This window comes from Nonomuraea sp. NPDC001636, assembly GCF_040298265.1.
Classification (GTDB): Bacteria; Actinomycetota; Actinomycetes; order Streptosporangiales; family Streptosporangiaceae; genus Nonomuraea.
Genome location: NZ_JBEOZT010000001.1, coordinates 577507 through 604505, shown reverse-complemented (window position 1 = coordinate 604505; position 26999 = coordinate 577507). Strand labels below are relative to the sequence as shown.

The following is a 26999-nucleotide window of genomic DNA, read 5'->3' as shown; positions in this document are numbered from 1 at the left end:
GGGTGAGCGAACCAGCGGGCAACGGATTCCTGTCCGTCGAGGAACTGCGGGGCGAGGTCGCCTCCGGCCGGATCGACACGGTGCTGCTCGCCGTCGCCGACATGCAGGGCAGGTTGCAGGGCAAACGGCTCTCCGCCCGCTACTTCCTGGACGAGGTGCTGCACCACGGCTCCGAGGGCTGCAACTACCTGCTCGCGGTCGACGTGGACATGAACACCGTCTCCGGCTACGACATGTCCTCCTGGGACCGGGGCTACGGCGACTTCGCGATGAAGCCCGACCTGTCCACCCTGCGCCGGGTCCCCTGGCAGGACGGCACCGCCCTGATCATGGCCGACCTGGCCTGGGAGGAGGGCGGCGAGGTCACCGCCTCGCCGCGGCAGATCCTGCGCCGCCAGCTCGCCCGCCTGGCCGAGCGGGGCCTGGCCGCGTACGTGGGCACCGAGCTGGAGTTCGTCGTCTACGACGACAGCTACGAGGACGCCTGGCGGCGCGCCTACCGCGACCTGACCCCCGCCAACCTCTACAACGTCGACTACTCCCTCCTCGGCACCGCCCGCGTCGAGCCACTGCTCCGGCGCATCAGGCGCGACATGGAGGGCGCCGGCATGTACGTCGAGTCGGCCAAGGGCGAGTGCAACCTCGGCCAGCACGAGATCGCCTTCCGCTACGACGAGGCCCTGCGCACCTGCGACAACCACTCGATCTACAAGAACGGCGCCAAGGAGATCGCCGCCCAGGAGGGCCGCTCGATCACCTTCATGGCCAAGCCGAACCAGCGTGAAGGCAACTCCTGCCACATCCACATCTCGCTGCGCGGCCTCGACGGCGGCCTGGCGATGGCGGGCGAGGGGCCGTACGGGCTCTCGCCGCTCGGCGCGCGGTTCATCGCCGGGCAGCTCGCCCGCATGCGCGAGCTCACCCTGCTGTACGCGCCCAACGTCAACTCCTACAAGCGTTACGTGCCCGGCAGTTTCGCGCCCACCGCCGTCAAGTGGGGCGTCGACAACCGCACCTGCTCCCTGCGGCTGGTGGGCCACGGGCCGTCGCTGCGGGTGGAGAACCGGGTGCCGGGCGGGGACGTCAACCCCTACCTGGCGGTGTCGGCGCTGATCGCGGCCGGGCTGGACGGCATCGACCGGGAGCTGCCGCTGGAGGACGCCTTCGCGGGCAACGCCTACGACTCCGGCGCCGAGACCGTGCCGCACACGCTGCGGGACGCGCTCGCCCTGTTCGAGGGGTCGAAGCTGGCCAGGGAGGCGTTCGGCGACGACGTGGTCGAGCACTACGCGAACAACGCGCGCGTGGAGCTGGCCGCCTTCGACGCGGCGGTGACGGACTGGGAGCTGTTCCGTGGTTTCGAGCGAATGTGACGGTAGGGCATGAGGATCGTTAATCCGGCGACGGAAGAGGTCGTCGCCGAGGTCGAGCTCGCCGACGCGGCCGAGGTCGACCGGGCCGTGGAGCGGGCCGCGAAGGCGTACCGGAGCTGGCGGGAGGTGGCGCCGGGCGACCGGGCGCGGCTGCTGCGCCGCTTCGCCGACCTGGTGGACGCCCACGGCGAGGAGCTGGCCCGGCTGGAGCTGGACAACGCCGGGCACCCGATCGGCAACGCGCGCTGGGCGGCCGGGGCCGTCCGCGACGTGCTGCACTTCTACGCCGCCGCCCCCGAGCGCAACCACGGCAAGCAGATCCCGGTGCCCGGCGGCGTGGACATCACGTTCCAGGAGCCGCTGGGCGTGGTGGGCGTCATCGTGCCGTGGAACTTCCCGATGCTGATCATGTCGTGGGGCGTCGCCCCGGCGCTCGCGGCGGGCAACACGGTGATCGTCAAGCCGGCGGAATGGACTCCGCTCACGGCGCTGCGGCTGGCCGAGCTGGCCCTGGCGGCGGGCCTCCCCGAGGGGGTGCTCCAGGTGCTGCCCGGGGCGGGGGAGGTCGCGGGGGCCCGGCTGGTCGAGCATCCCGGCGTGGCCAAGATCGTGTTCACCGGCTCGACCGAGGTGGGCAAGGAGATCGCCGCGAAGGCGGCGGCGCAGGTCAAGCGGGTGACGCTGGAGCTGGGCGGCAAGTCGGCGAACATCGTCTTCGCCGACTCCGATCTCGACAAGGCGGCGCGCACCGCTCCCTACGCGGTCTTCGACAACTCCGGCCAGGACTGCTGCGCCCGCTCGCGCATCCTCGTCCAGGCCGAGGTGTACGAGGAGTTCCTGGAACGCCTGTCGGCGGCGGTGCGCGGCGTCAAGGTCGGCGACCCGCTCGACGAGTCCACCGAGATGGGCCCGCTGATCAGCGCCGAGCACCTGGAACGCGTCCGCGGCTTCGTCGAGGGCACGCCCTACCTCCAGGGCGACTGCCCCCAGGGCAAGGGCTTCTGGTTCCCGCCGACCGTGCTCACCTCCAAGGTCACCGACCGCGCCTTCACCGAGGAGATCTTCGGCCCGGTGGTGTCGGTGGTGCCGTTCACCGACGAGGCCGAGGCCGTGCGCATCGCCAACGACACCCCGTACGGGCTGAGCGGGTCCATCTGGACGCGCGACGTCGGGCGGGCGCTGCGGGTGGCCCGCGCGGTCGAGTCGGGCGCCCTGTCGGTGAACTCGCACTCCTCGGTGCGCTACTGGACCCCGTTCGGCGGCTTCAAGCAGTCCGGCCTCGGCCGGGAGCTCGGCCCGGACGCCCTGACGGCCTTCACCGAGACCAAGAACGTCTTCATCTCATGGGAGTGAACCTGACGCAGTGAGCGGAGTGAAGGGCTGAGGAACGAAGCCCTTCGCGAAGCGAATGAGGAAGGTGAACGACCAATCGGACAGGGAGTGAACACAGTGCAGCGTTTGCAGGACCGGGTGGCCGTGATCACGGGCGCGGGCAGCGGCATCGGGCTGGCCACGGCGCGCAGGTTCGCGCAGGAGGGCGCGAAGGTCGTCTGCGTCGACATCGACGAGGAGGCCGGGGCCAAGGCCGCGGGCGAGGTCGGCGGCCTCTTCGTCAAGGCCGACGTGACCAGCGAGGACGACGTCGTCCGGATGTTCGCCACGGCCCACGAGACCTACGGCAGCGTGGACGTCGTCTTCAACAACGCCGGCATCTCGCCGCCCGACGACGACTCGATCCTGGAGACCGGCCTCGACGCCTGGCGCCGCGTCCAGGAGGTGAACCTGACCAGCGTGTACCTGTGCTGCAAGCACGCCATCCCGTACATGCGGCGGCAGGGCAAGGGGTCGATCATCAACACCGCGTCGTTCGTGGCGGTGATGGGGTCGGCCACGTCGCAGATCTCGTACACGGCCTCCAAGGGCGGCGTGCTGGCGATGTCGCGCGAGCTGGGCGTGCAGTTCGCCCGCGAGGGCATCCGGGTCAACGCGCTGTGCCCGGGGCCGGTGAACACGCCGCTGCTGCAGGAGCTGTTCGCCAAGGACCCCGAGCGGGCCCAGCGGCGGCTGGTGCACATCCCGGTGGGCCGCTTCGCCGAGGCGTCGGAGATCGCCGCCGCCGTGGCGTTCCTGGCCAGCGACGACGCCTCCTTCATCACGGGGGCCGAGTTCCTGGTGGACGGCGGCATCTCCGGCGCGTACGTGACGCCGCTGTGACCCGTCCGGTCATCGGCGTCACGACGTACGTCGAGCCCGCCCGGTTCACCGTGTGGGACCTGCCCGTCGCGCTGCTGCCGTACATGTACGTCGAGAAGATCGTCCAGGCCGGCGGGCAGCCCGTGCTGCTGCCGCCGGCCGGCGATCCCGCCCAGGTCGTGGGGCGGCTCGACGGTCTGGTCCTGGCCGGCGGCGGCGACGTCGACCCGGCCAGGTACGGCCGGGCGGCGCACGAGCGCACCGGCTACGTCCGGGAGTTCCGGGACGAGGCCGAGTTCGCCCTCCTGGCGGCGGCCCTGGAGGCCGGGCTGCCGTTCCTGGGCATCTGCCGCGGGCTGCAGGTGCTCAACGTGCTGCTCGGCGGCACCCTGCACCAGCACCTGCCCGACGTGACCGGGCACACCGGCCACTCCCCCGCGCCGGGCGAGTTCGGCCACCTGCCGGTCACGCCCGTCCCCGGCAGCCGCCTGGCCGAGGCGCTCGGCACGGACCCGGTGGCGGTCCCGCACTACCACCACCAGGCGATCGACCGGCTCGCCCCCGGACTCACGGTCACCGCCACGGCCGGCGACGGGACGATCGAGGCGGTGGAGCTCGACTCCGGCGGGTTCGCGGTGGCGGTCCAGTGGCACCCGGAGGCGGGCGAGGGACTGACGCTCTTCGAGGCGTTCACGGCGGCCTGCTGAGACCGTTACTGGAAAGCTTCTTTACCTTTTCTGTGCCCTAAAATCCCGCGAAATCCCAGCTCAGGGGGCCATACCACCGCGTTATAGACAACTTGTTGGGTACCGGGTCGCGCCATCCCGGTGTCACCCTGTGTTCATCCCCAGCCGGCCGGGGCTCTTCCACTCCACACCCCCCTGAGGAGCCAGAGAGTGAACCCCAAACTCAGGTTGGGGGCTGCCGCAATGCTCGCGCTAGCCCTGACCACCAGCTCGCTGGTGGGCGCCACGAGCGCCACAGCCCAAGCGTCGCAGGTGGCCGATCCTCCCAGCCCGGACGAGCGCAGGAACGCGATCGCCACCGCACACAACGCGATCCTGGCCGACTCGGCGGCATTGCTGGCATCCGAGCAGGACACGTTCACGCTGACGTCGACCGTCGAAGGCGTCCGCGGCCTGCAGTACCTGACCTACGCCCGTAAGCACGCGGGCCTGCCCGTCTACGGCGGCGACGTGGTCGTCGCCACGGACGCCTCCGGCGCGGTGGTCGACACGGTCGCCACCGGACAGCGCACGAAGATCGGGATCGGCACCAAGGCGAAGGTCACCGCGGCCCAGGCCGCCGTGACGGCCAGGGCCAAGGTGGCCAGGGTCGAGACCGTCGCCACGCCCGTGCTGTCCGTGCACGCCACCACGACGACCCCGCGGCTGGCCTGGGAGGTCCTCGTCACCGGCGCCAACGCCACCGGTCACGAGACCAAGCTCCACGTCTACGTGGACGCCCTCACCGGCAAGGTCATCGACGACTGGGACGAGGTGCGCGACGGCACCGGCAACAGCTACTACGTCGGCACCGTCACCATCGACACCAGCCCCTCGTACACGATGCGCGACCCCCGCAGGAGCGGCGTCGCGTGCGGCGGCCAGAACGGCACGCCGTACACGAAGACCACCGACACCTGGGGCAACGGCTCTGGCACGAACCTGGAGACCGCCTGCGTCGACGCGCTCTACGCCGCGCAGCGGGAATGGGACATGCTGAGCGCCTGGCTCGGCCGCAACGGCATCAACGGCCAGGGCGGCGGCTACCCGGCCCGCGTCGGCCTGGCCGACGTCAACGCCTACTGGAACGGCCAGTACGGCTCCTTCGGCCACAACTCCGCCAACTCCCAGCAGCTCACGTCGATGGACGTGGTCGGCCACGAGTTCGGCCACGGCATCTTCCAGTTCACCAGCGGCGGCTCGGGCAGCGGCAACGAGACCGGCGGCATGAACGAGTCCACCGGCGACATCTTCGGCGCGCTCACCGAAGCGTACGCCAACAACCCGAACGACCCGCCGGACTACCTGGTCGGCGAGGAGGTCAACCTCTCCGGGTCCGGGCCGATCCGCAACATGTACAACCCGTCGGCCCTCAGCCACCCGAACTGCTACAGCGCCTCCATCCCGAACACCGAGGTGCACGCGGCGGCCGGCCCGCAGAACCACTGGTTCTACCTGGTGGCCGAGGGCACCAACCCCTCGGGCAAGCCCGCCAGCACCCGCTGCGACAACGGCGCCGCGATCACCGGCATCGGCATCCGCAAGGCCGGTGAGGTGTTCATGTCCGCGCTGAACATGAAGACCCAGCCGTGGACGCACGCCAAGGCCAGGGTCGCCACCCTCCAGGCCGCCAAGACCCTGTACCCGGGCAGCTGCACCGAGTTCAACGTGGTCAAGAACGCCTGGGACGGCGTCAGCGTCCGGGCCCAGTCCGGCGAGCCGACCTGCACCCAGGGCAGCAACGACTTCTCGGTCAACCTGAACCCCGCCTCCGGCAGCGTCACCCCCGGCCAGAGCACCACGACCACGGTGAGCACCACCGTGACCGGCGGCTCGGCGCAGTCGATCACCCTGCGGACCGGCACCCTGCCGGCCGGCGTGACCGCCTCGTTCAGCCCGGCCACGATCACCGCGGGGCAGAGCTCGACGCTGACGATCACCACCTCGGCCAGCAGCCCGCAGGGCAGCCACTCGATCGCCATCACGGCCGACGGCGCCGACGTGGACCGCCAGGCCACCTACAACCTGCAGATCGGGCAGAGCTCGCCGAACGACTTCTCCTTCGGCGTGACCCCGTCGTCGGCCTCGGTGCAGGCCGGTCAGTCGGCCACCGCCACGGTCAGCACGCAGGTCACCGCCGGTCAGGCGCAGAGCGTCGCCCTGTCGGCGAGCAACGTGCCCGCGGGCGTGACGGTCAGCTTCAGCCCGTCCACGATCACCGCCGGGCAGTCGTCCACGGTGACGTTCGCGACGACGAGCGGCGTGACGCCCAGCACGTACACGATCAGCCTGAACGCCGACGGCGCGAGCGCCGACCACTCGGCCTCCTTCAGCCTGACGGTGGGCGGCGGCCAGGGCACCACGTGGCAGACGTACACGGCCTACACGGCCGGACAGACCGTCACCTACCAGGGCACCAGCTACCGCTGCCTCCAGGCGCACACCAGCCTGCCGGGCTGGGAGCCGCCCAACACCCCTGCCCTCTGGCAGCCGGTCTAAGTCGCACGACCTGGGCGGCCACGCCGGGGTGGCCGCCCAACCCCCTTGAGGAGCCACAGATCGTGAACGCCATGCTCAGGCTGGGCGCCGCGGCCACCGCCGCGTTGGCCCTGACCCTCACCACGCCGGCCGGACCGGCCGGCGCCGCCGCCGACCCCGCGCCCGACATCCCCGTCGCGAACGTGACGGCGCATCTGAGCCAGTTGCAGTCCATCGCCACGAGCAACGGCGGCAACCGCGCCTCGGGCAGACCGGGCTTCACCGCCTCGATGAACTACATCAAGGGCAAGCTGGACGCGGCCGGCTTCACCACCCGCGTGCAGAACTTCAGCGGCGGCAGCAACCTGATCGCCGACTGGCCGGGCGGGCCCGCCAACCAGACCGTGATGCTCGGCGCCCACCTCGACAGCGTCGCGGCCGGCCCCGGGATCAACGACAACGGTTCCGGCTCGGCCGCGCTCCTGGAGAACGCCCTCACCCTCGCCGCCCGCAAGCCCACCCTCACCAAGCACGTGCGGTTCGGCTGGTGGGGCGCCGAGGAGGCGGGCATGGTCGGGTCCAGGTACTACGTGCAGAACGGCGGCGCGAGCGGCGTCGAGGTGTACCTGAACTTCGACATGATCGCCTCGACCAACGCCGGCTACTTCGTCTACGACGACGACGCGGCCATCCAGCGCACCTTCAACGACTACTTCGCCACCATCGGCCTGCAGACCGAGGGTGACAGGGAGGGCGACGGCCGCAGCGACCACGCCTCGTTCAAGACCGCGGGCGTCCGGGTCGGCGGCCTGGCCACGGGGGCCGGGGCGGTCAAGAGCTCGGCCCAGGCCGCCAAGTGGGGCGGCTCGGCCGGGCAGGCGTTCGACCGCTGCTACCACAGCGCGTGCGACAGCTACCCGAGCGCCATCAACACCACGGCGCTCGACCGCAACTCCGACGCCATCGCGTACGCCATATGGAAGCTCGCCGTGGGCACCGGCACGCCCACGGAGAACGACTACTCGATCTCGGTGACCCCGTCGTCGGCATCGGTCCAGGCCGGTCAGTCGGCTACCGCGGCGGTCAGTACCCAGGTCACGTCCGGCCAGGCGCAGAGCGTCGCGCTCTCCGCCGGGAACGTGCCGAGCGGGGTCACCGTCTCCTTCAGCCCGTCCACGGTTCAGGCGGGCCAGTCGTCCACCGTCACGATCGCCACCACCAGCGGCGTCGCGGCGGGGACGTACACCATAGGGATCAACGGCGACGGGGCGACGGCGGACCACTCCGCGTCCTTCACCCTGACCGTCGGAGGGGACGGCCAGGGCACCACCTGGACGGCTTACAAGTCGTACACGGCCGGAGACGTCGTCACCTACCAGGGGGTCAGCTACCGCTGCCTCCAGGCGCACACCAGCCTGCCGGGCTGGGAGCCGCCGAACGTGCCCGCCCTCTGGGCACGGGCCTGACCCTCGGGCCTGATCTCAGGGCCTGTGATCCGCAGGGCCTGATCCCGCGCGGGCCGGTCACCGCCGGCCCGCCCCGAGCTGCCGCGTGCGAGCTGACCTGCCATGACCGGCTCGCGCGCGGCCACCAACGCGGCCGCGACCCCGCCTCTCCGGGGCCGCGGCCGCTTTTCGCTGCGTGCGGGATGTCGCGGATGCCGCGGATGGCAGGGGGCGAAGCGCGACAACACCCCCATGACGGCACTAGGCTGACGGACATCACCGGCGAAACCGTGCGGGAGAGCACCCTGACAGCCGGTCAGGGTCCCTGAAGGAGCAAGCCCTCCCCGCGAACCTCTCAAGGCAAAGGACCGCGCGGCAGCCCTGTAAGGCGTTCTTACGGGGAGGTGACCTCTGGAAAGCAGGCCCTCGGGGCCTCGCCGAAGGTGAAAGTCCGGTAAAACTCGGGCGAAGCTCTCAGGCATCCATGACAGAGGGGGAGGATGCTGGCATCCAATCCTGTCCTGAGGTGCGACAAATGTCCCGACCTACGCCGCTACGAGACGTCCACGAGGCCCTAGGCGCCACGCTGACCGACTTCGCCGGCTGGCTCATGCCGCTCCGGTACGGCAGCGAGTCGGCGGAGCACAAAGCCGTCCGCGAGGCGGCCGGGCTGTTCGACCTCTCGCACATGGGCGAGATCTTCCTGACCGGTCCGCAGGCCGGAGAGGCCCTCGACTACGCGCTGGTCGGCCACCTGTCGGCGCTGGCGCCCGGCCGGGCCAGGTACACGATGATCGTGGACGAGCGCGGCGGGGTGCTCGACGACCTCATCGTCTACCGGCTGGCGGACGAGGAGTTCATGGTGGTGGCCAACGCCTCGAACTCCGACAAGGTCGCGGATGAGCTGAAAAATCGTACTAAGTCGTATGACGCGACGGTCGATGACCGCTCCCAGCAGTACGCCCTCATCGCAATCCAGGGCCCGAAGGCCCAGGAGATCCTGGCCACGCTCACCGACGCCGACCTCGACGGTCTCAAGTACTACGCGGGCCTGCCCGGCGTGGTCGACGGCCGCCAGGCGCTCATCGCCCGCACCGGCTACACCGGCGAGGACGGCTTCGAGCTGTTCGTCGCCAACCAGGACGCCGTGCCGCTCTGGCGCGCCCTGGAGGCCGCGGGCGAGCCGCACGGCCTGCGCGCCGCCGGTCTGTCCAGCCGCGACACCCTCAGGCTGGAGGCCGGCATGCCGCTCTACGGCAACGAGCTGAGCTCCGACCTGACCCCGTTCGACGCGGGGCTGGGCAGAGTGGTGAAATTCGACAAGCCCGGTGACTTCGTCGGCAGGGCGGCACTGGAGGCGGTCAAGGACGACCAGCCCCGCCGCCGCCTGGTCGGCCTGGTCGCCCAGGGCCGCCGGGTGCCGCGTCACGGCTACCCGGTCACCCGCGACGGCGCCGTCGTCGGCGAGGTCACCAGCGGTGCGCCCTCCCAGACCCTGGGCAAGCCCATCGCGATGGCCTACGTGGACGCCGGGGCCGACACAGGTCTGGCCGTGGACATCCGGGGCAGCCATGAACCTATGGACCTGGTCGAGCTGCCCTTCTACAGGAGGAACAAGTGAGCAACATCCCTGACGACCTGAACTACACCAAGGAGCACGAGTGGGTGTCGGGCGTGGACGACGGCATCACCGTGACCGTCGGCATCACGGCCTTCGCCGCCGAGGCTCTTGGTGACGTCGTCTTCGTGCAGCTCCCCGAGGTCGGTTCGACCGTCGAGGCGGGTGACTCGGTCGGCGAGGTCGAGTCCACCAAGTCGGTGAGCGAGATCTACGCGCCCGTCGGCGGCGAGATCGTCGAGGTGAACTCGGCCGTGGCCGACGACCCGTCGCTGGCCAACAGCGACCCGTACGGCGACGGCTGGATGTTCCGCGTCCGCATGGAGGGCGACGCGGAGGACCTGCTGTCCGCCGAGGAGTACACGGCGCTCACCTCAGGCGAGTCCTGACACCAACGCCGGGGCCCGCGGCGGGCCCCGGCACTTCCTGAACTGAAGGGCGCCATCAATGGCGATCAGCGTCTTCGACCTCTTCAAGATCGGCATCGGACCGTCCAGCTCCCACACGGGCGGCCCGATGGCCGCCGCGCACAAGTTCGCCCGCGGGCTGCACGACGACGGCCTGCTCCCCCGCGTGGCCCGTGTCGAGGTCATCCTGTACGGCTCGCTCGGCCTGACCGGCAAGGGCCACGGCAGCGACAAGGCGGTGCTGCTCGGCCTGTCCGGTGAGAAGCCGGAGCTGGTCGACGTCGACTCCGTCGACGCCCGTCTGGCCGAGATGCGCGCCGCGGGCACGGTCAAGCTCTACGGCGAGCACGAGATCCCCTTCGTCGTGGGCCAGGACCTCGTCTTCGAGCGCAAGATCTCCCTGCCCGAGCACCCCAACGGCATGCGCTTCACCGCCCGCGACGAGCAGGGCGGGACCGTGCGCGAGAAGGTCTACTTCTCCGTCGGCGGCGGCTTCGTCGTGGACGAGAAGGCCACCGGCGCCGACCGCATCAAGCCCGACGACACCGTCCTGCCCTACCCGTTCGCCTCGGGCGAGGAGCTGCTCAAGCACTGCTCGAACACCGGCCTGTCGATCTCCGCCCTGATGCTGGAGAACGAGAAGGCGTTCGGGCGCACCGAGGAGGAGATCCGCGCGGGCATCCTCAACCTGTGGCGGGTGATGTCGGAGTGCGTGCGGCGCGGCATCGGCAAGGAGGGCGTGCTGCCCGGCGGCCTGAAGGTCAAGCGCCGGGCCAACCAGCTCCACCGGCGGCTGCAGGCCGAGTCGGCCGAGAAGGACCCGCTGCAGGCGATGGACTGGGTGGCGCTGTTCGCCCTGGCCGTCAACGAGGAGAACGCCGCCGGCGGCCGCATCGTCACCGCCCCCACCAACGGCGCCGCGGGCATCATCCCGGCCGTGCTGACGTACTACACCAAGTTCGTCCCGAGCGCCGACGACGACGGCGTGGTGCGCTTCCTGCTCACGGCGGCCGCGATCGGCGTGCTGTTCAAGGAGAACGCCTCGATCTCCGGCGCCGAGGTCGGCTGCCAGGGCGAGGTGGGCTCGGCCTGCTCGATGGCCTCGGCCGGGCTGACCGAGGTCATGGGCGGCACCCCCGAGCAGGTGGAGAACGCCGCCGAGATCGGCATCGAGCACAACCTCGGGCTGACCTGCGACCCGATCGGCGGCCTGGTGCAGATCCCGTGCATCGAGCGCAACGCGGTGGCCTCCAACAAGGCCATCACGGCGGCCCGGATCGCCCTGCGCGGCGACGGCCGCCACTACGTGGCGCTGGACAAGGCCATCAAGACCATGCGCGACACCGGCCGCGACATGCTCGACAAGTACAAGGAGACCTCCCGCGGCGGCCTGGCCGTCAACGTCATCGAGTGCTGACCCGCCTCCGAGTGGTACCGTGAAGTTGTACCACTCGGAGGAGGCGACCATGTCCATCACCGCCAGCGAGGCTCGCCGTCGTCTGTTCCCCCTCATCGAGGAGGTCAACAACGACCGCACCGCCGTGGAGATCGTCTCCAAGAGCGGCAGCGCCTACCTGGTGGCCGCAGAGGAGTACGAAGCACTCCAGGAGACGGCCTACCTGCTCCGTTCTCCGGCCAACGCCCGCCGGCTGATCGAGTCCTATCAGGAAGCGATCCAAGGGCGTCATGAGCGACACGAGCTGCTGGGCGACGAGGCTGCTCGGTGAAGGTGGCGTTCACCAGCCAGGGCTGGGAGGACTACGTCCACTGGCAGACGGCTGACCGGCAGGTGCTCAAGCGCATCGACCGGCTCGTCGAGGATGTCCTGCGCGATCCTTACGAGGGCATCGGCAAGCCCGAGCCCCTCAAGTACGCGTTGGCGGGCGCCTGGTCCCGGCGCATCACCGACGAGCATCGCCTGGTGTACCTGGTCGCACACGACGAGATCGTCGTCCTACAGGCTCGCTACCACTACGAGTAGAGACGCGGCGGTCCGCCCGGACCCTCCGCGCAGGAGGGCCGGGCGGGCCGGGGTTCAGGCGGATGAGCGGCAGATGACCGTGGTGGTGTGGCTGTCCACGCAGATCAGGCCGACCGCGGGGCTGAGCGCCTGGGCCAGCAGGCCGGGCAGGTGGTCGCCCACGCAGTGCATCTGGCCGTCTTCCCCGATCTTGCAGGGGATCAGCGGAAAGCCGTCGCCCGTCGCCGCGTGGGCGGCGGGCGCGGTGAGCGCGAGGGCGAGGGTTGCGGCGGCGAACGCGCCGATGATGCGGTGAATGACGACCTCCCGATCGGATTCGACGACGAAGGCGCCGAGTCGCGCCTTCTTCCTTCAGCTACGAGCAGCCGGTTGACTGGTCAGCGGCGCTCGGCCGGTTGGCGGCGGACGTGCACGCGGACGACCGCAGGCGTCTCGTCGTCGCGCACCTCACGGCGGATGCGGCCGACGATGTCCTGGTCGAGCTTGGTCACCACCGCGCCGACGTCCGCGTCGGAGGGGCAGGTCAGGGCGACGCGTAGGCCGTTGTCGGCGACCCGTACGCCGGCCCGGCCCAGGCCGTCCACGCCCTTGAGGCCCACGCAGAGCATGGCCGTGCCGGTGCCGCTGGCCGCGCCCCGGCGGCCCCAGCCCAGGCTGAGCAGCAGCCAGCGCACGGCGAGCATGGCCAGGATCAGCATGGCGAAGGACAGCAGCCACAACGTCCAGGGATCGGCGGCCAGCGTGCGGGCGAACTCGGCGGGCAGCACCTTGGCGTTGCGCGGCAGGTCGAAGAGCAGGCCGCGGCCGCGCAGCCAGCCGTAGCCGCCCACGACGAGCAGGGCGAGGCCGACCAGGGCCAGGCCGACGCGGTTGCCGGTGTACTGCCGCATCACACGCCCTTCCTGCGCAGCCGGACGACGACCTCGCCGGTGCCGAGCGTGCCGACGCCGGCCAGCCGGTCGCCGACCGCCGTGCCCACCTGCCGGAGCATCGCGCCCGAGCTCTCCGGCCCGGTCACGACGGTGACCTCGATGGTGCGCCGGCGCAGCCGTACCCGGGCCCGGTCCACGCCGTTGACCTTCTGGGCGGCCGCGCGCAGGGTGCGGCGCAGCCCGGCGCGGGTGATGCCGATGACGATCAGCGGGTCGGACGTCTCGACCGGGACCGTCCTGGACCGTCCCGGCACGATCGCGAGCAGCAGCATCAGCAGCCCGGCCCCGGCGGTGAGCAGCGCGGCCGAGGAGACCTGCGGCCACGTCCGCGCGCCGGCCAGCTCGACCGCCTCGTTCACCGGGACCCAGCCCAGCGGCTTGCCGAGCAGCGACGTCACCACCTCGGCGGTCGTCGCGCCGAGCACGGCGGCCAGGACGAGCGCGACGAGCGCGCCGGGCAGCGTGCGCGCCGGTCTGAGCGCCCTTCTCGCCCTGCGCAGCCCGGTGTGGTGCTGGGCGGTGATGGCTGCGGGCACCATCTGCTGAAGCGTGGTCATCACAACGACAGACGTACATGGGTGCGCGGGGGCCGCGACCCGCCCTCGCCGCCCATTTGCCCGATCATTACGGCCGCACCAAGGAAAGTGAACCTCTCCCGCGCTCCGGCAAGGAATATGAACCCCGCTCATATTCATTCGCCCGATATGCCGTTACCCTGCTGACATGGATGACCGCCGGCGCTACGACCGCGCCACCGCCGCGCTCGAACCGCCCTTCGCGATCCTCGACCTGGCGGCCATGCGGGCCAACGCGGCCGACCTGGTACGCCGCGCCGCCGGCAAGCCGATCCGGGTGGCGAGCAAGTCCGTGCGCAGCCGCGCGGTCCTCGAACGCATCCTGGCCATGGACGGCTTCCGCGGCGTCATGGCTTTCACCCTCCCCGAGGCCCTGTGGCTGGCCGGACAGGGCTTCACCGACATCCTGGTCGCCTACCCCACGGCCGACCGGCACGCGCTCGCCGCCCTGGCCGCCGACCCGCGGGCCGCCGCCGAGATCGCGATCACCGTCGACTCCCGCGAGCAGCTCGACTTCGTCGAGAAGGCCGTGTCGGACGTGCATCCCAGGGCCGAGCTGCGGCTCTCCCTCGACCTGGACGCCGGCTACGTCGCCCTCGGCGGCAGGTTCAGGGCCGGCGCGCTCCGCTCCCCCGTGCGCGAGCCGCACGAGGCCGCCGACCTGGCCACGGCCATCGCCAAGCGGCCGGGGCTGCGCCTGGTGGGGCTCATGGCCTACGAGGCGCAGATCGCCGGGGTGGGCGACGCCCCGGCGGGCAACGCCGCCTTCGCCCGCGTCGTCCGGGTCATGCAGGCCCGCTCGGCCCGCGAGCTGGTCGTCCGCCGCGGCCGCGTCGTGAACGCCGTGCGCCAGGTCGCCGACCTGGAGTTCGTCAACGGCGGTGGCACCGGCTCGATCGAGACGACGGTCAGGGAGAAGGCGATCACGGAGGTCGCCGCCGGATCGGGCTTCTTCCACCCCCGGCTGTTCGACTTCTACCGGCGTTTCACCGGCCGTCCGGCGGCCCTGTTCGCGCTGCCGGTCGTCCGGCGGCCCGGCCCGGACACGGTGACGGTACTGGGCGGCGGCTACCTCGCCTCCGGCCCTCCCGGGCCGAGCCGGCTGCCGCAGCCGTACCTGCCCGCCGGCCTGCGGTACGCGCAGGACGAGGGCGCGGGCGAGGTGCAGACCCCGCTGCTGGGCCAGGCGGCCCAGGAGCTGCGGGTCGGGGACCGGGTGTGGTTCAGGCACGCCAAGGCGGGCGAGATGTGCGAGCGCTTCGACACCCTCCACCTCGTGGACGGCGACACCCTGGCCGAGTCGGTGCCGACGTACCGGGGCGAGGGCCGGACGTTCCTGTGACCCCGGCCCCGGCACACCCGCTCAGCGCCGGCGGCGCCTGCGCCGGAACAGCACGATCGCGGCGCCGACGACCAGCACCGCGCCGACGCCGATGAGCACCGGCGCCAGGTTGGGCTGCTCGTCCTCCCACACCCCTTCGGGCTTGTCGCCGTAGTCGACCGGGCGGGCGGTCACCCCGAGGGCGTCCCCCACGGACGCCACGAAGTGGCCCGCCCGGGTCTTGACATCGGCGACCGTACGCTCGGCGACCCGCTTGGGGCTCACCCGGTCGGCGATGGCGTCGACCGTCTGCGCCAACTCCGCGCGCGTGCGCGCGATCCGCCGCTCCAACTCGTCGGGATCGGTGTCAGCCATGGCTCTCCTTTCGACCGTACGCGTGGTCGCGCCCGCTACGTTGTCCGTCGCGAGCTCCGTCCGTTCTGGTCGTGATCAGTCTGTCAGGTCGGCGTGCCGTACGGCACAGCGGCCGGGCCGGTAGGTTTGCCGGAGGAACTCAGGAGGGCCCATGACAGAGACCAAGCTCGCGCCCGGCGACGCCGCGCCCGAGTTCACGCTACCCACCGCCGACGGCGGCACCGTCTCCCTCGACAGCCTGCGCGGCAAGAGGGTGATCCTCTATTTCTACCCCGCCGCCATGACGCCCGGCTGCACCAAACAGGCCTGCGACTTCCGCGACAACCTCAGCCAACTGACCGGCGAGGGTTTCGTCGTCCTCGGCGTGTCGAAGGACAAGCCGGAGAAGCTGGCCAAGTTCGTCGCCCGCGACGCCCTGACCTTCCCCTTGTTGTCGGACCCGGAGCTCGCCGTCCACCAGGCCTACGGCGCGTACGGCCCGAAGAAGCTCTACGGCAAGGAGATGATCGGCGTGATCCGCTCGACGTTCGTCATCGACGCCGACGGCAAGATCGAGCAGGCGCTCTACAACGTGAAGGCCACCGGCCACGTGGCCTCGCTCAAGAAGAAGCTCGGCCTGGCCTGACCCCGGCTCGCGGGCCCCGCACGCGAGGGGCCCGCGCTCGTCGCGGAAGGCTGCCCGGCCACGGCCGGAGCGCTAAGCTGTTCCCAGCCCGCCTCGGCGGGATCGCGGGCGTGGCGAAATGGCATACGCGGCAGGTTTAGGTCCTGTTGGTGGAGACACTGTGGGGGTTCGAGTCCCCCCGCCCGCACACGCGGCGGCGGCGCGGGCCGCGCCGTCCGGGGGGCCGGGTCGCGCGGTGCTTCCTCTTCACCGCGCGACCCGCGTCTCGATCATGATCCGCCATCACGATCTCCCTTTACTCGCCCACGAGGGGCGCTCCCGTGTACCACCATGCCTGGTCCCCCGTAAGACCCATGTAAGACCTGGGTCGTACGCGGACTTCCCCCTCCAGGCGGACAAACCCGCGGCGTGGCTTACATATCGTGATGATGTGTTCGGCAGGGTACGGGCGTGGTCGAGGCGCCACGGCGGGCTGGTGAGCGTCCTGCGGGTCGCCCCCCTCGCCGTCTTCAGCTTGCTTCTGGCGATCCCCTACGCCTCGCTCACCCCGGCGCCGGGCAGCCGGTACCTGGGCGTGGCGGGCTACGTCGCGCTCTCGGTGCTGCTGATAGCGCCGCTGCTGTGGCGGCGCAGGCCGCTGGCGGCGTACGCGGTGATCTCGCTGGCCTCCTTCGGGCAGTGGCTGGCCCACGTCGACCCGCTGCCGGCCAACCTCGCGGTCATGGTGGCGCTGTGGACGGTCGCCTCCGAGTGCGCGTTCCGGTGGGCGCTGGCCGCCGGGCTGGTGGCCGAGCTGGGGATCTTCCTGGCGCTGGTGAACTGGTCCGTCGCCACCTTCGGCATGTTCTTCAGCGGCTCGATCTTCGTCGTCACCATCTGGCTGGCCGGCCTGTACGCCAACACCCGCCGGCGCTACCTCGAAGGGCTGGAGGAACGCGCCGAGCGGGCCGAGCGCGAACGCGACCAGCAGGCCAGGATGGCCGCGGCGGCCGAGCGGACGAGGATCGCCAGGGAGCTGCACGACGTGGTGGCGCACAATGTCAGCGTGATGGTGGTGCAGGCCGACGGCGCGGGCTTCGCCCTCGACAGCGATCCCGAGCAGGCCCGGCTGGCCGTGCGGAACATCTCCAAGACCGGGCGGGCGGCGCTGGCCGAGATGCGCAGGATGGTCGGCGTGCTGCGCGAGAACGAGGACGACGGCACCGACTACACCCCGCAGCCCGGCCTGGGCCAGCTCGAAGAGCTGGTACGCGGCGCCGGCGTGCCCGCCAGCCTGCGGATCGGCGGCGTGCCCGGCGAGCTTCCCGAAGGGCAGCAGCTCGCCGTCTACCGCATCGTCCAGGAGGCGCTGACGAACGCGCTCAAGCACGGCGGCCCGCACGTCCAGGCGCGGGTCGAGATCGACTACGGCGGGCCCGAGCTGGTCGTCCGGGTGACCGACGACGGCCGGGGGGCCGCCGCGCCGCGCAGCCCCGACGGGCACGGCCTGATCGGCATGCGCGAACGCGTCGGCATGTACGGCGGCGCGGTCTCGGCCGGTCCTCTGACCGGCGGCGGCTTCGAGGTGCTGGCCCGCCTCCCGACGGCCAGGGCGGCGTGATGATCAGGGTGATGCTGGTCGACGACCAGGAGCTGCTGCGGGCCGGGTTCCGCATGGTGCTCGGCGCCCAGCCCGACATCGACGTGGTGGCCGAGGCCGCCGACGGCGTCACGGCCCTGGAGCTGCTGGACCGCGTCGAGGTGGACGTCGTGCTCATGGACGTCCGCATGCCGCGCATGGACGGCGTCGAGGCGACCAGGCGCATCGACGGGCCGAAGGTGCTGATCCTGACCACGTTCGACCTCGACGAGTACGCCCTGGCCGCGATCAAGGCGGGCGCGGCCGGCTTCCTGCTGAAGGACGTGCCGCCGGCCGACCTGGTCAACGCCATCAGGCAGGTGCACGCGGGCGACGCCGTCGTCTCGCCGCGCACGCTGCGCCGGATGCTGGACCGCTTCGCCGCCCAGTTGCCGGTGGAGGAGCTGCCGGCGGCGACCGAGCTGACCCCGCGCGAGCGGGAGGTGCTGCTCATGGTGGCCCGCGGCCTGTCGAACATGGAGATCGCGAACCGCCTGGAGGTCGCCGAGGCCACGGTGAAGACGCATCTCGGCCGGGTGCTGGCCAAGCTGGGGCTGCGGGACCGGGCCCAGGTGGTCGTGTACGCCTACGAGGCGGGGCTCGTCGTGCCCTCGCATCGGCCGAAAGGCTGACGGGGGTCGTCTGAGGTTCTACACAAAGTCCCTCCTCAGGGCCCACAATTCCTGAAATTTCCACTCCTAACGTTGGTCGCGACGAGAAATTGCGACAAGGAGTGAAAGTGACCCTCACCGAGTCCTGGCGCGCGGCACCGCCCGCGGTGGTGGCCAAGGCCCTGACCAAGGTGTACGGCCAGGGCGACGCCCAGGTCCACGCCCTCCGCGGCGTGGACGTGGCCTTCGCCACCGGCGCCTTCACGGCGATCATGGGCCCGTCCGGCTCCGGGAAGTCGACGCTCATGCACTGCCTGGCCGGCCTGGACACCGCCACCTCGGGCACGGTGCACATCGGCGACGTCGAGCTGACCGGCCTGGCCGACCGGCAGCTCACGCTGCTGCGCCGGGAGCGGATCGGCTTCATCTTCCAGGCGTTCAACCTGCTGCCCACGCTGACCGCCGAGCAGAACATCAGGCTGCCCCTGGACATCGCCGCCCGGCAGGCGGACGAGGAGCTGTTCGCCCGGGTCATCGACACCGTCGGGCTGCGGAACCGGCTCGGACACCGGCCGACCGAGCTGTCCGGCGGCCAGCAGCAGCGCGTGGCCGTGGCCAGGGCCCTGATCAGCAAGCCCCAGGTGATCTTCGCCGACGAGCCCACGGGCAACCTGGACTCGCGCAGCGGCTCGGAGATCCTGTCCTTCCTGCGCACCTCGGTCCGCGAGCTCGGCCAGACCATCGTCATGGTCACCCACGACCCGGTCGCGGCGGCCTACGCCGACCGGGTGGTGTTCCTGCGCGACGGCGAGCTGGTCACCGAGATCACCTCGCCGTCGCCGCAGGCCGTCCTGGACACGCTCGTGAAGCTGGAGGGCTGAGGTGCTGAAGACGGCGCTGGCCGGGCTGCGCGCGCACAAGCTCAGGCTGCTGCTCACCTCGCTGGCGATCACGCTCGGGGTGGGCTTCATCGCGGGCACGTTCGTGCTGAACGACACCATCCAGGCGGGCTTCTCCCAGCGCGTCACCGCCGACGCCGACAAGGTGGACGTGGCCGTCCTGCCCAAGGAGCGCGACGGCGTGCTGCCGGAGAAGGCCCTGGAACGGGTGCGCGCCCTCGCCGGCGTGACCGAGGCGCAGGGCCTGATCCGCGACCCCGCGCCGCTGCTCGGCAAGGACGGCAGGGCGGTCGGCAGCAGCCCGACCACGGCTCTGTCCATCGTCCCCGGCCCGCTGGACCGCACCGCGATCGTGGCGGGCACCGGTCCGGGCACCGATGACCAGGCGGCCGTGCTGGACAAGAACACCGCGAAGTCGCAGGGCCTGCGGCTCGGCGACACGATCACCGTGCTCGACCGCAAGCAGGCCCGCCACCAGTTCCGGCTGGTCGGCCTGCTCGACCCCGGGGTGGACCAGGAGCTCTCCTTCACCGGCGCGGTCGGCTTCACCGCGGCCACCGCGCAGCGCATGACCGGCGCCAAGGGCTACCGCGAGATCGACGTCGCCGGCTCGGCCCCCGGGCTGAAGCAGGCCGTGGCCGCGGCGCTCGGCGGCGCGTACGAGGTCAAGTCCGGCACGGAGCTGGCCGACGACCTGGCGGCCTCGGCCGGGCTGTCGATGCGCACGCTGACCATCGGCCTGCTGCTGTTCGGGGCGGTGGCGATGATGGTGGCCGCGCTGGTCATCTACAACACCTTCACCATCCTGGTCGCGCAGCGCACCCGGGAGATGGCGCTGCTGCGCTGCATCGGCGCGACCCGCGGGCAGGTGTTCGGCTCGATCGTGCTGGAGTCGATCGCGGTCGGGCTGCTCGCCTCCGCGCTCGGCCTGCTGGCCGGGTACGGGCTGGCCATGCTCGCCCTGACGCTGCTGGCCGCGTTCGACGCCCCCATGCCCACGGACGCGGCGGTCGCGCTGACGCCGGCCACCGTCGGGATCGGCCTGGCCGTCGGCCTGGTGGTCACCCTGTTCGCGGCCCTGCTGCCCGCGCGGGCGGCCACCCGCGTGCCGCCGGTCGCGGCGCTGCGCGCCCAGCCGGAGGAGCAGGACTTCCGCACCGGCCTGCTGCGCTCGGTGTTCGCGGGGCTGTTCCTGCTGGCCGGAGCGGGCCTGACCGCGTACGGCGTGGCGGGGCTGCCGGCGGGCGAGACGAGCACGCTGTTCGTCGTGATGGCCGGCGGCGCACTGGTCTTCCTGGCCGTGCTGATCCTCGGGCCGGTGCTGGTCGGGCCGCTGAGCGCGGTGGTGGGCTGGGTCCCGGCCAAGCTGTTCGGCGTGCCCGGACGGCTGGCCTTGGACAACTCGGCCCGCAACCCCCGGCGCGCCGCGACCACCACGGTCGCGCTCACCATCGGCGTCACGCTGATGACGCTGATCTCGGTGCTCAGCGCCTCCACCCGGCTGACCGTGTGGAACAAGCTCGACGAGCAGTTCCCGGTCGACTACATGCTGGCCGGCCAGGTGCAGGACAGCGGGGTGCCGAGGTCGGTGGCCGAGAGGCTGCGCGGCCGTCCCGAGCTGGCCTCGGTGCTGCAGATCCGCGAGACCCCGGGCAAGGTGGGCGACCGGCGCTTCGACATCGGCACCTACCACGGGACCCTCACCCCCGAGGTGCTGTCCGGCTCGATGGCGGGCCTGTCGGCCGGGCAGGTCGCGCTGCTCGACTACGCGGCCTCCGCCCTGGGCGTCAAGGTCGGCGACACGGTCACGGTGAGGACCGAGCTGGCCGGGTCCGTGCCGCTGAAGGTGGTCGCCGTCCTCGCCGGGACGAACTCCACCCTGCCGCCGCTCACCGTCGCCGAGCGGCCGTTCGACACCTACTACGACCGGGTGCCCGACTCCCGCGTGATGATCAACATCCGCGACGGCGTCGCGACCGACCAGGCCCGCCAGGTGGTCAAGGCCGCGATCGCGGCCCATCCCACCGTCCAGATGGCCAGCTCGACCGAGGTACGCGGGCAGTTCGACGAGACCCTGGACATGCTGCTCATGATCGTGACCGGGCTGCTCGGGCTGGCGATCCTGATCTCGCTGCTCGGCATCGCCAACACCCTGTCGTTGTCGGTGCACGAGCGCACCAGGGAGTCGGCGCTGCTGCGGGCGCTCGGGCTGACCCGGCCGCAACTGCGGCGGATGCTCTCGGTCGAGGCGTTGCTGCTCGGCCTGATCGGGGCGCTGGTCGGCGTGGTGCTCGGCGGCGTGTTCGGCTGGGCCGCGGTACGGGCGATGTTGCCCGGCGCGGTGTTCTCCGCGCCGCTCGGGCAGATCGCGCTGTTCGTGGTGCTCTCGGGGCTGGCGGGCGTGCTGGCCGCCGTGGTGCCGGCCCGGCGGGCGGCCAGGGCGTCGATCGTCGGCTCGCTGGCTACCGGTTAATCCCTGATAAAAGCGAATAAAAGCGAAAAATCAGGATAGAGGGTACGCACAGGGGCTGCGCGGCCTCATGGGACGGGTGTCGTGGGGGACGCCGAGGCCGCGCGGCCACATCCGTGCCCGCAGGTCAGGCGTCCCATGGGGGCGCCACGGACAGGTCGGGCGCCCTATGGGGGCGGCGCCCGGCCTTCCGTGCGTCATGCGGTCAGCGTGGGGTGCGGCCCGGCCAGAGTTCGGCGACGGTCTCGGGGTCCAGCAGCGGCCGTACCACGACCTCACCGGACGCCTTGTCGATCACGATGCACGCCCCGCCGATCGTGTCCGGCAGGGTGGTGGGGTCGTCGGGGTCGAGCTCCCGGATCCAGGCGACATACCCGTCGTGGAAGCCGTACAGGCCCACCGACAGCGGCTCGTCCGGCGGGCGCGTCCCGTTGACGTACTCCTCCGCCAGCGCCCTGGCCTGGTCCATGTTCATCGCGGCCGCCCCTGCCGGTCGAGGATCATGCAGAACACCCCGGTCACCGTCGCGTACGGCGGCTCGACCGACATGTGCCCGCGCTGGGCGTCGATCCAGATCACCTCGCTGCCGGAGTTGACCGCGTTCCAGACGTGCGACCCGCCGCCCGGCCAGCGCACCACGATGACCGCGCTCGCGCCGTGCCCGGCCTCCAGCAGCCGCCGGGCGATCATGGGGTAGGCGTGCCGCCCCTGGCCCGCGTACTGGAACCGCTGGCCGGTCCACCGCTCGATCCGGGACGCTCCGCCCTTCTCGCCGGTGAGCAGCGGCCGGCCGATCCCGTCGTACTCGGGGAGCCGGGGGGCGGCGGTGGCGGGCTCGCCGTGCCAGGTGGACAGCACGGCCAGGGCGCAGTCGGCGGCGTTGGAGGCACGGAACGGGTCGTCCGCCGGGCCGCCGCCGTTGATCAGCCGGACCCAGGTGCCGCGCGGGTCGGGGAACCGGGTGCCGGGCTCCAATGCCTGTCTCAGCTCCCGTTCGACCTGCGGGTCGGGCTGTGCCAGCCCGCCGGGCAGCCCGTACGGCCGGCTGTCGGCCAGCCTCGGCGGCCGCCGCTCGCCTTCGAACCAGTCGACGGCGGCACGGTTTCTCGCCCGGTCGATCCGGGCCTCCAGCGGATGCCGTCCGTCCGCGCCACGGGCCCCGTCCCGCTCCCCGAACTCCAGCCGCCGCATCCCGCTGACCGCCGCCCCGAAACCCCGCGTCACCGCGCCCCCGGGCCTCTCCGGCCCGCCGGTCCCGCCCCCTGGGTACTCCCCCGGCTCCCGCCCGTCCGGCCCGGCTCCAGGGAGGCTGCCTCTGTCCGGACTGATCTCATGCGGGCTGCCCAGGTCCGGCCCGGCCGTCCCCAGGCTTCCCGTCTCGGGGGTGGCTCCCCGCAGGCCGCTCCCGTGTGCCGCGCCTGCCTGGGGGGCGGATCCGTTCAGGCCGATCTCGCGCGGGGCGGCGGGCGCGGGTGCGGCTCCGTGCGGATCGCGGGCCGGGTGAGTCGTCGTGCGCGACGCCGCCACCTCCGGCAGTACCCGGGCGTCGGGCGCGTCAGGACGTCCCTCCGGGTGGCCGGACGTGCCGGTCTGCGCCTTCCCGGCGTTCGGCACTGGTGTGGCGGTCTGCCCGACGGTCGCCGCGCCGCCGTCGGCGTCGCAGCCGGTCGGCTCGGCGGAAGGCGGCGCCGGCAGGTCCGGCGCATCCGCCGGCGGCAGGCCGGAGCGTGCGCCCTCCGGTTCGTCCGGGAGGGCGACTGCGAGGCGGTTGAGGGTGTTCAGGCTGAACGTCAGGCCGTACGGCGTGCCGGTGCGGGCCGGGGCCGGGCGGGTGGCGAGACCGGTGAGCACGTCCAGAGCGGAGGCCACACCAGCGGCGGGCTGGGGGGACGGGCGGGAAGAAGCAGGGGCCTGCGTACGGAGGCCGGGGGGCGGCGGCGGCTCCTCGTCGGAGGCGCTGGAGGCGGCGGGCGTTAAGGGGGCCGAGCCGTCACGGGAGGAGGGGACCTCGGTCGTGGCGGGCGCTTCGCCGGGCACGTCCTCGGCGGCACGTTCATAGTCGAGCCACCGGACCCCCTCCCCCACCACCGGGTTGTACTGCCCCTCCGGAAGGACCCCTCGGACGCTCGACTTGCGTTCGCGGACCACGTCCTGCCTCCTGTCCTGCTTGGACGACCGATCGTAGGGCCGCCGTCGCGTCCGAGAGGGGGAAGTGGGGAAGATTATCCGTCTGGGGGGAACGGCTTTACCTGCGCAAACGCCTGCGAATCAGGTCACCTGGACCGTCACGGCCGGCCACCCGCTGGCGCCGTCGGGCGCGGGCGGCGCCTGCCGTTCGGTCTGGGTGTGACCCGCCGCGTCCGTCGCCCGCGCCTCGATCGTGTGCTCCCCGGGCGTGGCGTCCCAGTCGAGCGCCCACTGCCGCCAGGTGTCGGGCCCCGGCACGGCGGCCAGCCGCGCCTGCCGCCACTCGCCGCGATCGACCCGCACCTCGACGGCGTCCACCCCGGTGTGCTGGGCCCACGCCACCCCGGCGATGGTCGTGCGCCCTGCCTTCAGCGAGGCGCCGCTCTTCGGGACGTCGATGCGCGACTCCGTCTTGATCGGCCCCTTGGCGGCCCATCCGCGTGGCGTCCAGTACGCCTGGTCCCGGTCGAACCGGGTCACCTTCACGTCCACCACCCACTTGGTGGCCGACACGTACCCGTACAGGCCGGGCACCACCTGGCGGACGGGGAAACCGTGCTCGAACGGCAGTGCCTCGCCGTTCATGGCGATGGCGAAGAGGGCGTCGCGGCCGTCCATCACGACGTCCACGGGCGTGCCGCAGGTGAAGCCGTCGTCGGAGGTGGACAGCAGCATGTCGGCGCCCGGCTGGAGCCCGGCACGACGCAGCAGGTCGGCCATGCGGACGCCGAGCCAGCGGGCGTTGCCGACGTACGGGCCGCCCACTTCGTTGGAGACGCAGGTCAGGGTGATGTCGGCCTCGGTGAGCGGCAGGTTCAGCAGCTCGGCGTAGGTGATCTCGACCGGTCTGTCCACCATGCCGTGGATGCGAAGCCGCCAGGCGCGCGGGTCCACCTGGGGGACGACGAGCGCCGTATCAACCCTATAGAAGTCCTGATTTTTCGTGATGAAGGATGACAGGCCGGGGATGCGGAAGTCCGTACCGGGGGGAAGGGGCCGGGCGGGCGTCGCGGGCCTGGGCAGCGCCAGGTTCACCCGCGTCGCGGCCAGCTCCCGCCGCCCGCCGAGCTGCCGGCCCAGCGCGGCCGACGCCCCCGCCACCACGATCCCGCCCGCCACCCCGGTGATCAACCGCCGCCGGTCGAACCCGCGCTCCCCCGCCCCGGCCCGCATCACCGCAGGCCGCTCCCCAGCGCCCGCACCGACTTCGGAGCCCGCACCGCCGCCACCAGCGCCGCCAACCTCGGAAACGGCCCCCTCACCGCCGCTCCCAGGCGCCACCTCGCCACCGGCCTCACCGGCCGGGACCGTGCCGCCGACCTCGGGGGCCGCCGCGGCCGTACCGCGACCACCGCCCGCGCGCCGCAGCAGCCACCCCAGCGCCAGCCCGCCGCACAAGACCCCGGCCACCGTGGGCAGCACGTCCGCCGCCCCCGCCCCCGGACGGGTGAGCACCGCGGCCACCCCCACCACCCCGAACAGGGCGAGCCCCGCGTACCCGTACGCGAGCCGCCGCCGCGCCAGCACCCCGATGACGGCCGCGATCCCGGCGAGCACCACGAGCACGCCCCCGATGAGGACGGTCTTGTCGTTCTCCCCGAACGTGTTGATCGCGAAATCCTTGACCGGCGCCGGCGTCAGGTCGACGACGGCGTCGCCCACCGCCACCACCGGAAAGGTCTCAGGACCGGCGAGCCCGGCGACGAGCTGCGCGATCCCCAGCGCCAGCGCGCCCGCCGTGAGCCCCGCCAGGGCGCCGGCCCAGGCAGGCACTGTCTCGTTCTTCTGCACGGTACGACGTTACGTCGCCCGTGGTCAGCAGGTTCTTACGCGGTGGTTACGAGCCGACGATGTCACGCACGATCGGCGCCAGCGCGCGGAAGGCGCGGCCCCGGTGGCTGATGGCGTCCTTCTCGTCGGGAGACAGCTCGGCGGTGGTGCGGTCGTGGCCGAGCGGCACCAGGATCGGGTCGTAGCCGAAGCCGTTGGTGCCCCGCGGGGTGGTGATCAGGTGGCCGGGCAGCGTGCCCTCCACCACCCGGTGCTCACCGGACGGCAGCGCGAGCGCGGCGGCGCAGGCGAAGTGCGCCGACAGCTTCTCGGCGGGCACGTCGGAGAGCTGGGCGAGCAGCAGGTCGAGGTTGGCCTGGTCGTCGCCGTGGCGGCCGGACCAGCGGGCCGAGAAGACGCCGGGCATGCCGTTGAGCACGTCGACGCAGAGCCCGGAGTCGTCGGCCACGGCCGGCAGCCCGGAGCCCTTGGCGACGGCGTGCGCCTTGAGCAGCGCGTTCTCCTCGAAGGTGACGCCGGTCTCGGCGACCTCGCCGATCTCGGGGAACTCCTCCAGGCCGACGATCTCGAAGTCGGCGAGGATGCGCCGCAGCTCCGCGATCTTGCCCGGGTTGCGGGTGGCGAGCACGATCTTCATGCGCCCAGCGCCTCCTGCTGGATCAGGGTGAGCTCCTCGCACCCGGCGGCGGCCAGGTCGAGCAGCTGGTCGAGGGCCGCGCGGTCGAAGGGCACGCCCTCGGCGGTGCCCTGCACCTCGACGAAGGCGCCCTCGCCGGTCATCACGACGTTCATGTCGGTCTCGGCGGCGACGTCTTCGGTGTAGCACAGGTCGAGCATGGGGACCGAGCCGACGACCCCGACGGAGACGGCCGCGACCGAGCCGATCAGCGGGTCTCCGGGGCACATCTTGCGCGCCTTCATCCAGGCGACGGCGTCGGCGAGCGCGACGTAGGCGCCGGTGATCGCGGCGGTCCTGGTGCCGCCGTCGGCCTGGAGAACGTCGCAGTCGAGCACAATGGAGTTTTCGCCCAGAGCCTTGTAATCGACGCACGCGCGAAGTGATCTTCCGATCAACCGGGAAATCTCGTGCGTGCGCCCGCCGATTTTGCCGCGGACCGATTCCCGATCATTACGGGTATTGGTCGCCCGCGGCAGCATCGCGTATTCGGCCGTGACCCAGCCCTGCCCGCTGCCCCTGCGCCAGCGCGGCACGCTGTCCTGCACCGAGGCCGCGCAGAGCACCCTCGTGCCGCCGAACTCGACGAGGACCGAACCCTCGGCATGCGCCAGCCACTGCCGGGTGATGGTGATGGGGCGTAGCTGGTCGGGGTTGCGGCCATCCTGTCGGGACATGCAGATCACCCTATCTCCGCGG

The 26999-nt window shown here is 71.9% G+C and carries 25 protein-coding genes, 1 tRNA gene and 2 riboswitches; of the genes, 18 read left to right on the top strand and 8 right to left on the bottom strand.

The annotated features are described in order from the left end of the window. Positions 1-2 precede the first annotated feature (2 nt). The 11 genes from ABT158_RS02810 (at position 3) to ABT158_RS02760 (ending at position 12220) form a co-directional block, all read left to right on the top strand. Positions 3-1373, top strand: coding sequence for a glutamine synthetase family protein (locus ABT158_RS02810; RefSeq protein ID WP_352350174.1), 1371 nt, complete (start codon positions 3-5; stop codon positions 1371-1373). 9 nt (positions 1374-1382) lie between these two features. Further along, on the top strand, positions 1383-2726 hold the full coding sequence (locus tag ABT158_RS02805; RefSeq protein ID WP_352350172.1) for an aldehyde dehydrogenase family protein: 1344 nt from the start codon (positions 1383-1385) through the stop codon (positions 2724-2726). Between the two features lie 96 nt (positions 2727-2822). Further along, positions 2823-3587, top strand: a complete 765-nt coding sequence (locus ABT158_RS02800) for a 3-oxoacyl-ACP reductase (RefSeq protein ID WP_352350170.1) — start codon at positions 2823-2825, stop codon at positions 3585-3587. After that, on the top strand, positions 3584-4273 hold the full coding sequence (locus ABT158_RS02795; protein ID WP_352350168.1) for a gamma-glutamyl-gamma-aminobutyrate hydrolase family protein: 690 nt from the start codon (positions 3584-3586) through the stop codon (positions 4271-4273). Before ABT158_RS02800 ends, ABT158_RS02795 begins: the two co-directional genes overlap by 4 nt. A gap of 222 nt (positions 4274-4495) precedes the next feature. Beyond that, positions 4496-6790, top strand: coding sequence for a M4 family metallopeptidase (locus ABT158_RS02790; RefSeq protein ID WP_352350166.1), 2295 nt, complete (start codon positions 4496-4498; stop codon positions 6788-6790). Positions 6791-6861: 71 nt separating this feature from the next. Beyond that, on the top strand, positions 6862-8235 hold the full coding sequence (locus tag ABT158_RS02785; protein ID WP_352350485.1) for a M28 family peptidase: 1374 nt from the start codon (positions 6862-6864) through the stop codon (positions 8233-8235). Between the two features lie 262 nt (positions 8236-8497). Beyond that, a riboswitch (glycine riboswitch) is annotated at positions 8498-8595 on the top strand. A 20-nt stretch (positions 8596-8615) separates the two neighbouring features. Beyond that, positions 8616-8715, top strand: a riboswitch (glycine riboswitch). 34 nt (positions 8716-8749) lie between these two features. Further along, on the top strand, positions 8750-9835 hold the full coding sequence (gcvT, locus tag ABT158_RS02780; RefSeq protein WP_352350164.1) for a glycine cleavage system aminomethyltransferase GcvT: 1086 nt from the start codon (positions 8750-8752) through the stop codon (positions 9833-9835). Beyond that, positions 9832-10221 carry a glycine cleavage system protein GcvH gene (gene gcvH / locus ABT158_RS02775; RefSeq protein ID WP_352324995.1) on the top strand — a complete coding sequence of 130 codons (390 nt, stop codon included), beginning with the start codon at positions 9832-9834 and terminating at the stop codon, positions 10219-10221. The genes gcvT and gcvH overlap by 4 nt, the downstream gene beginning before the upstream one ends. A gap of 58 nt (positions 10222-10279) precedes the next feature. Continuing rightward, the gene (locus ABT158_RS02770; protein ID WP_352350162.1) at positions 10280-11656 is read left to right on the top strand and encodes an L-serine ammonia-lyase; all 1377 of its coding nucleotides are present in this window, start codon (positions 10280-10282) and stop codon (positions 11654-11656) included. A gap of 49 nt (positions 11657-11705) precedes the next feature. Continuing rightward, on the top strand, positions 11706-11966 hold the full coding sequence (locus ABT158_RS02765; RefSeq protein ID WP_352350160.1) for a type II toxin-antitoxin system Phd/YefM family antitoxin: 261 nt from the start codon (positions 11706-11708) through the stop codon (positions 11964-11966). Further along, positions 11963-12220 carry a Txe/YoeB family addiction module toxin gene (locus ABT158_RS02760; RefSeq protein ID WP_352350158.1) on the top strand — a complete coding sequence of 86 codons (258 nt, stop codon included), beginning with the start codon at positions 11963-11965 and terminating at the stop codon, positions 12218-12220. Before ABT158_RS02765 ends, ABT158_RS02760 begins: the two co-directional genes overlap by 4 nt. 377 nt (positions 12221-12597) lie before the next feature. Here the strand turns inward: ABT158_RS02760 and ABT158_RS02755 are convergent, their stop codons facing one another. Further along, positions 12598-13110 carry a hypothetical protein gene (locus tag ABT158_RS02755; protein WP_352350156.1) on the bottom strand — a complete coding sequence of 171 codons (513 nt, stop codon included), beginning with the start codon at positions 13108-13110 and terminating at the stop codon, positions 12598-12600. After that, positions 13110-13691: a DUF6286 domain-containing protein gene (locus tag ABT158_RS02750; protein WP_352350154.1), complete on the bottom strand. Its 582-nt coding sequence runs from the start codon at positions 13689-13691 to the stop codon at positions 13110-13112. The genes ABT158_RS02755 and ABT158_RS02750 overlap by 1 nt, the downstream gene beginning before the upstream one ends. A gap of 184 nt (positions 13692-13875) precedes the next feature. Here ABT158_RS02750 and ABT158_RS02745 point away from each other — a divergent pair, with 184 nt between their 5' ends. Continuing rightward, the gene (locus ABT158_RS02745) at positions 13876-15069 is read left to right on the top strand and encodes an amino acid deaminase/aldolase (RefSeq protein ID WP_352350152.1); all 1194 of its coding nucleotides are present in this window, start codon (positions 13876-13878) and stop codon (positions 15067-15069) included. Between the two features lie 21 nt (positions 15070-15090). On the opposite strand, the gene ABT158_RS02740 is transcribed toward ABT158_RS02745, so the two are convergent. Then, entirely contained in the window at positions 15091-15423 is a 333-nt protein-coding gene (locus ABT158_RS02740) for a DUF3618 domain-containing protein (RefSeq protein WP_352350150.1), read from the bottom strand. Positions 15424-15574: 151 nt separating this feature from the next. Here ABT158_RS02740 and bcp point away from each other — a divergent pair, with 151 nt between their 5' ends. The 6 genes from bcp to ABT158_RS02710 all read left to right on the top strand — a co-directional run bounded on the left by bcp (position 15575) and on the right by ABT158_RS02710 (position 21649). Beyond that, complete coding sequence (bcp, locus tag ABT158_RS02735; RefSeq protein ID WP_352350148.1) at positions 15575-16048, top strand: thioredoxin-dependent thiol peroxidase; 474 nt, start codon at positions 15575-15577, stop codon at positions 16046-16048. A 104-nt stretch (positions 16049-16152) separates the two neighbouring features. Further along, a tRNA-Leu gene (locus ABT158_RS02730) sits at positions 16153-16235 on the top strand. 243 nt (positions 16236-16478) lie between these two features. Next, positions 16479-17648, top strand: a complete 1170-nt coding sequence (locus tag ABT158_RS02725; RefSeq protein WP_352350146.1) for a sensor histidine kinase — start codon at positions 16479-16481, stop codon at positions 17646-17648. Beyond that, a complete protein-coding gene (locus ABT158_RS02720; RefSeq protein ID WP_352350144.1) occupies positions 17648-18298 on the top strand; it encodes a response regulator in 651 nt (216 codons plus the stop codon). The genes ABT158_RS02725 and ABT158_RS02720 overlap by 1 nt, the downstream gene beginning before the upstream one ends. A 107-nt stretch (positions 18299-18405) precedes the next feature. Further along, positions 18406-19158 (top strand): ABC transporter ATP-binding protein, encoded by a 753-nt coding sequence (locus ABT158_RS02715; protein ID WP_352350142.1) that lies wholly within the window; start codon positions 18406-18408, stop codon positions 19156-19158. A gap of 1 nt (position 19159) precedes the next feature. Beyond that, complete coding sequence (locus ABT158_RS02710) at positions 19160-21649, top strand: ABC transporter permease (protein WP_352350140.1); 2490 nt, start codon at positions 19160-19162, stop codon at positions 21647-21649. Positions 21650-21851: 202 nt separating this feature from the next. Here the strand turns inward: ABT158_RS02710 and ABT158_RS02705 are convergent, their stop codons facing one another. From ABT158_RS02705 to rph, 5 genes are all read right to left on the bottom strand, one after another. Continuing rightward, on the bottom strand, positions 21852-22121 hold the full coding sequence (locus tag ABT158_RS02705; protein WP_352350138.1) for an SUKH-4 family immunity protein: 270 nt from the start codon (positions 22119-22121) through the stop codon (positions 21852-21854). Then, on the bottom strand, positions 22118-23794 hold the full coding sequence (locus ABT158_RS02700) for a toxin glutamine deamidase domain-containing protein (protein ID WP_352350136.1): 1677 nt from the start codon (positions 23792-23794) through the stop codon (positions 22118-22120). The genes ABT158_RS02705 and ABT158_RS02700 overlap by 4 nt, the downstream gene beginning before the upstream one ends. 120 nt (positions 23795-23914) lie before the next feature. Further along, positions 23915-25624, bottom strand: a complete 1710-nt coding sequence (locus ABT158_RS02695; protein ID WP_352350134.1) for a molybdopterin-dependent oxidoreductase — start codon at positions 25622-25624, stop codon at positions 23915-23917. Positions 25625-25670: 46 nt separating this feature from the next. Continuing rightward, positions 25671-26261 carry an RdgB/HAM1 family non-canonical purine NTP pyrophosphatase gene (gene rdgB, locus ABT158_RS02690; RefSeq protein ID WP_352350132.1) on the bottom strand — a complete coding sequence of 197 codons (591 nt, stop codon included), beginning with the start codon at positions 26259-26261 and terminating at the stop codon, positions 25671-25673. After that, a complete protein-coding gene (gene rph / locus ABT158_RS02685; protein WP_352326186.1) occupies positions 26258-26977 on the bottom strand; it encodes a ribonuclease PH in 720 nt (239 codons plus the stop codon). Before rph ends, rdgB begins: the two co-directional genes overlap by 4 nt. Between the last annotated feature and the right edge of the window lie 22 nt (positions 26978-26999).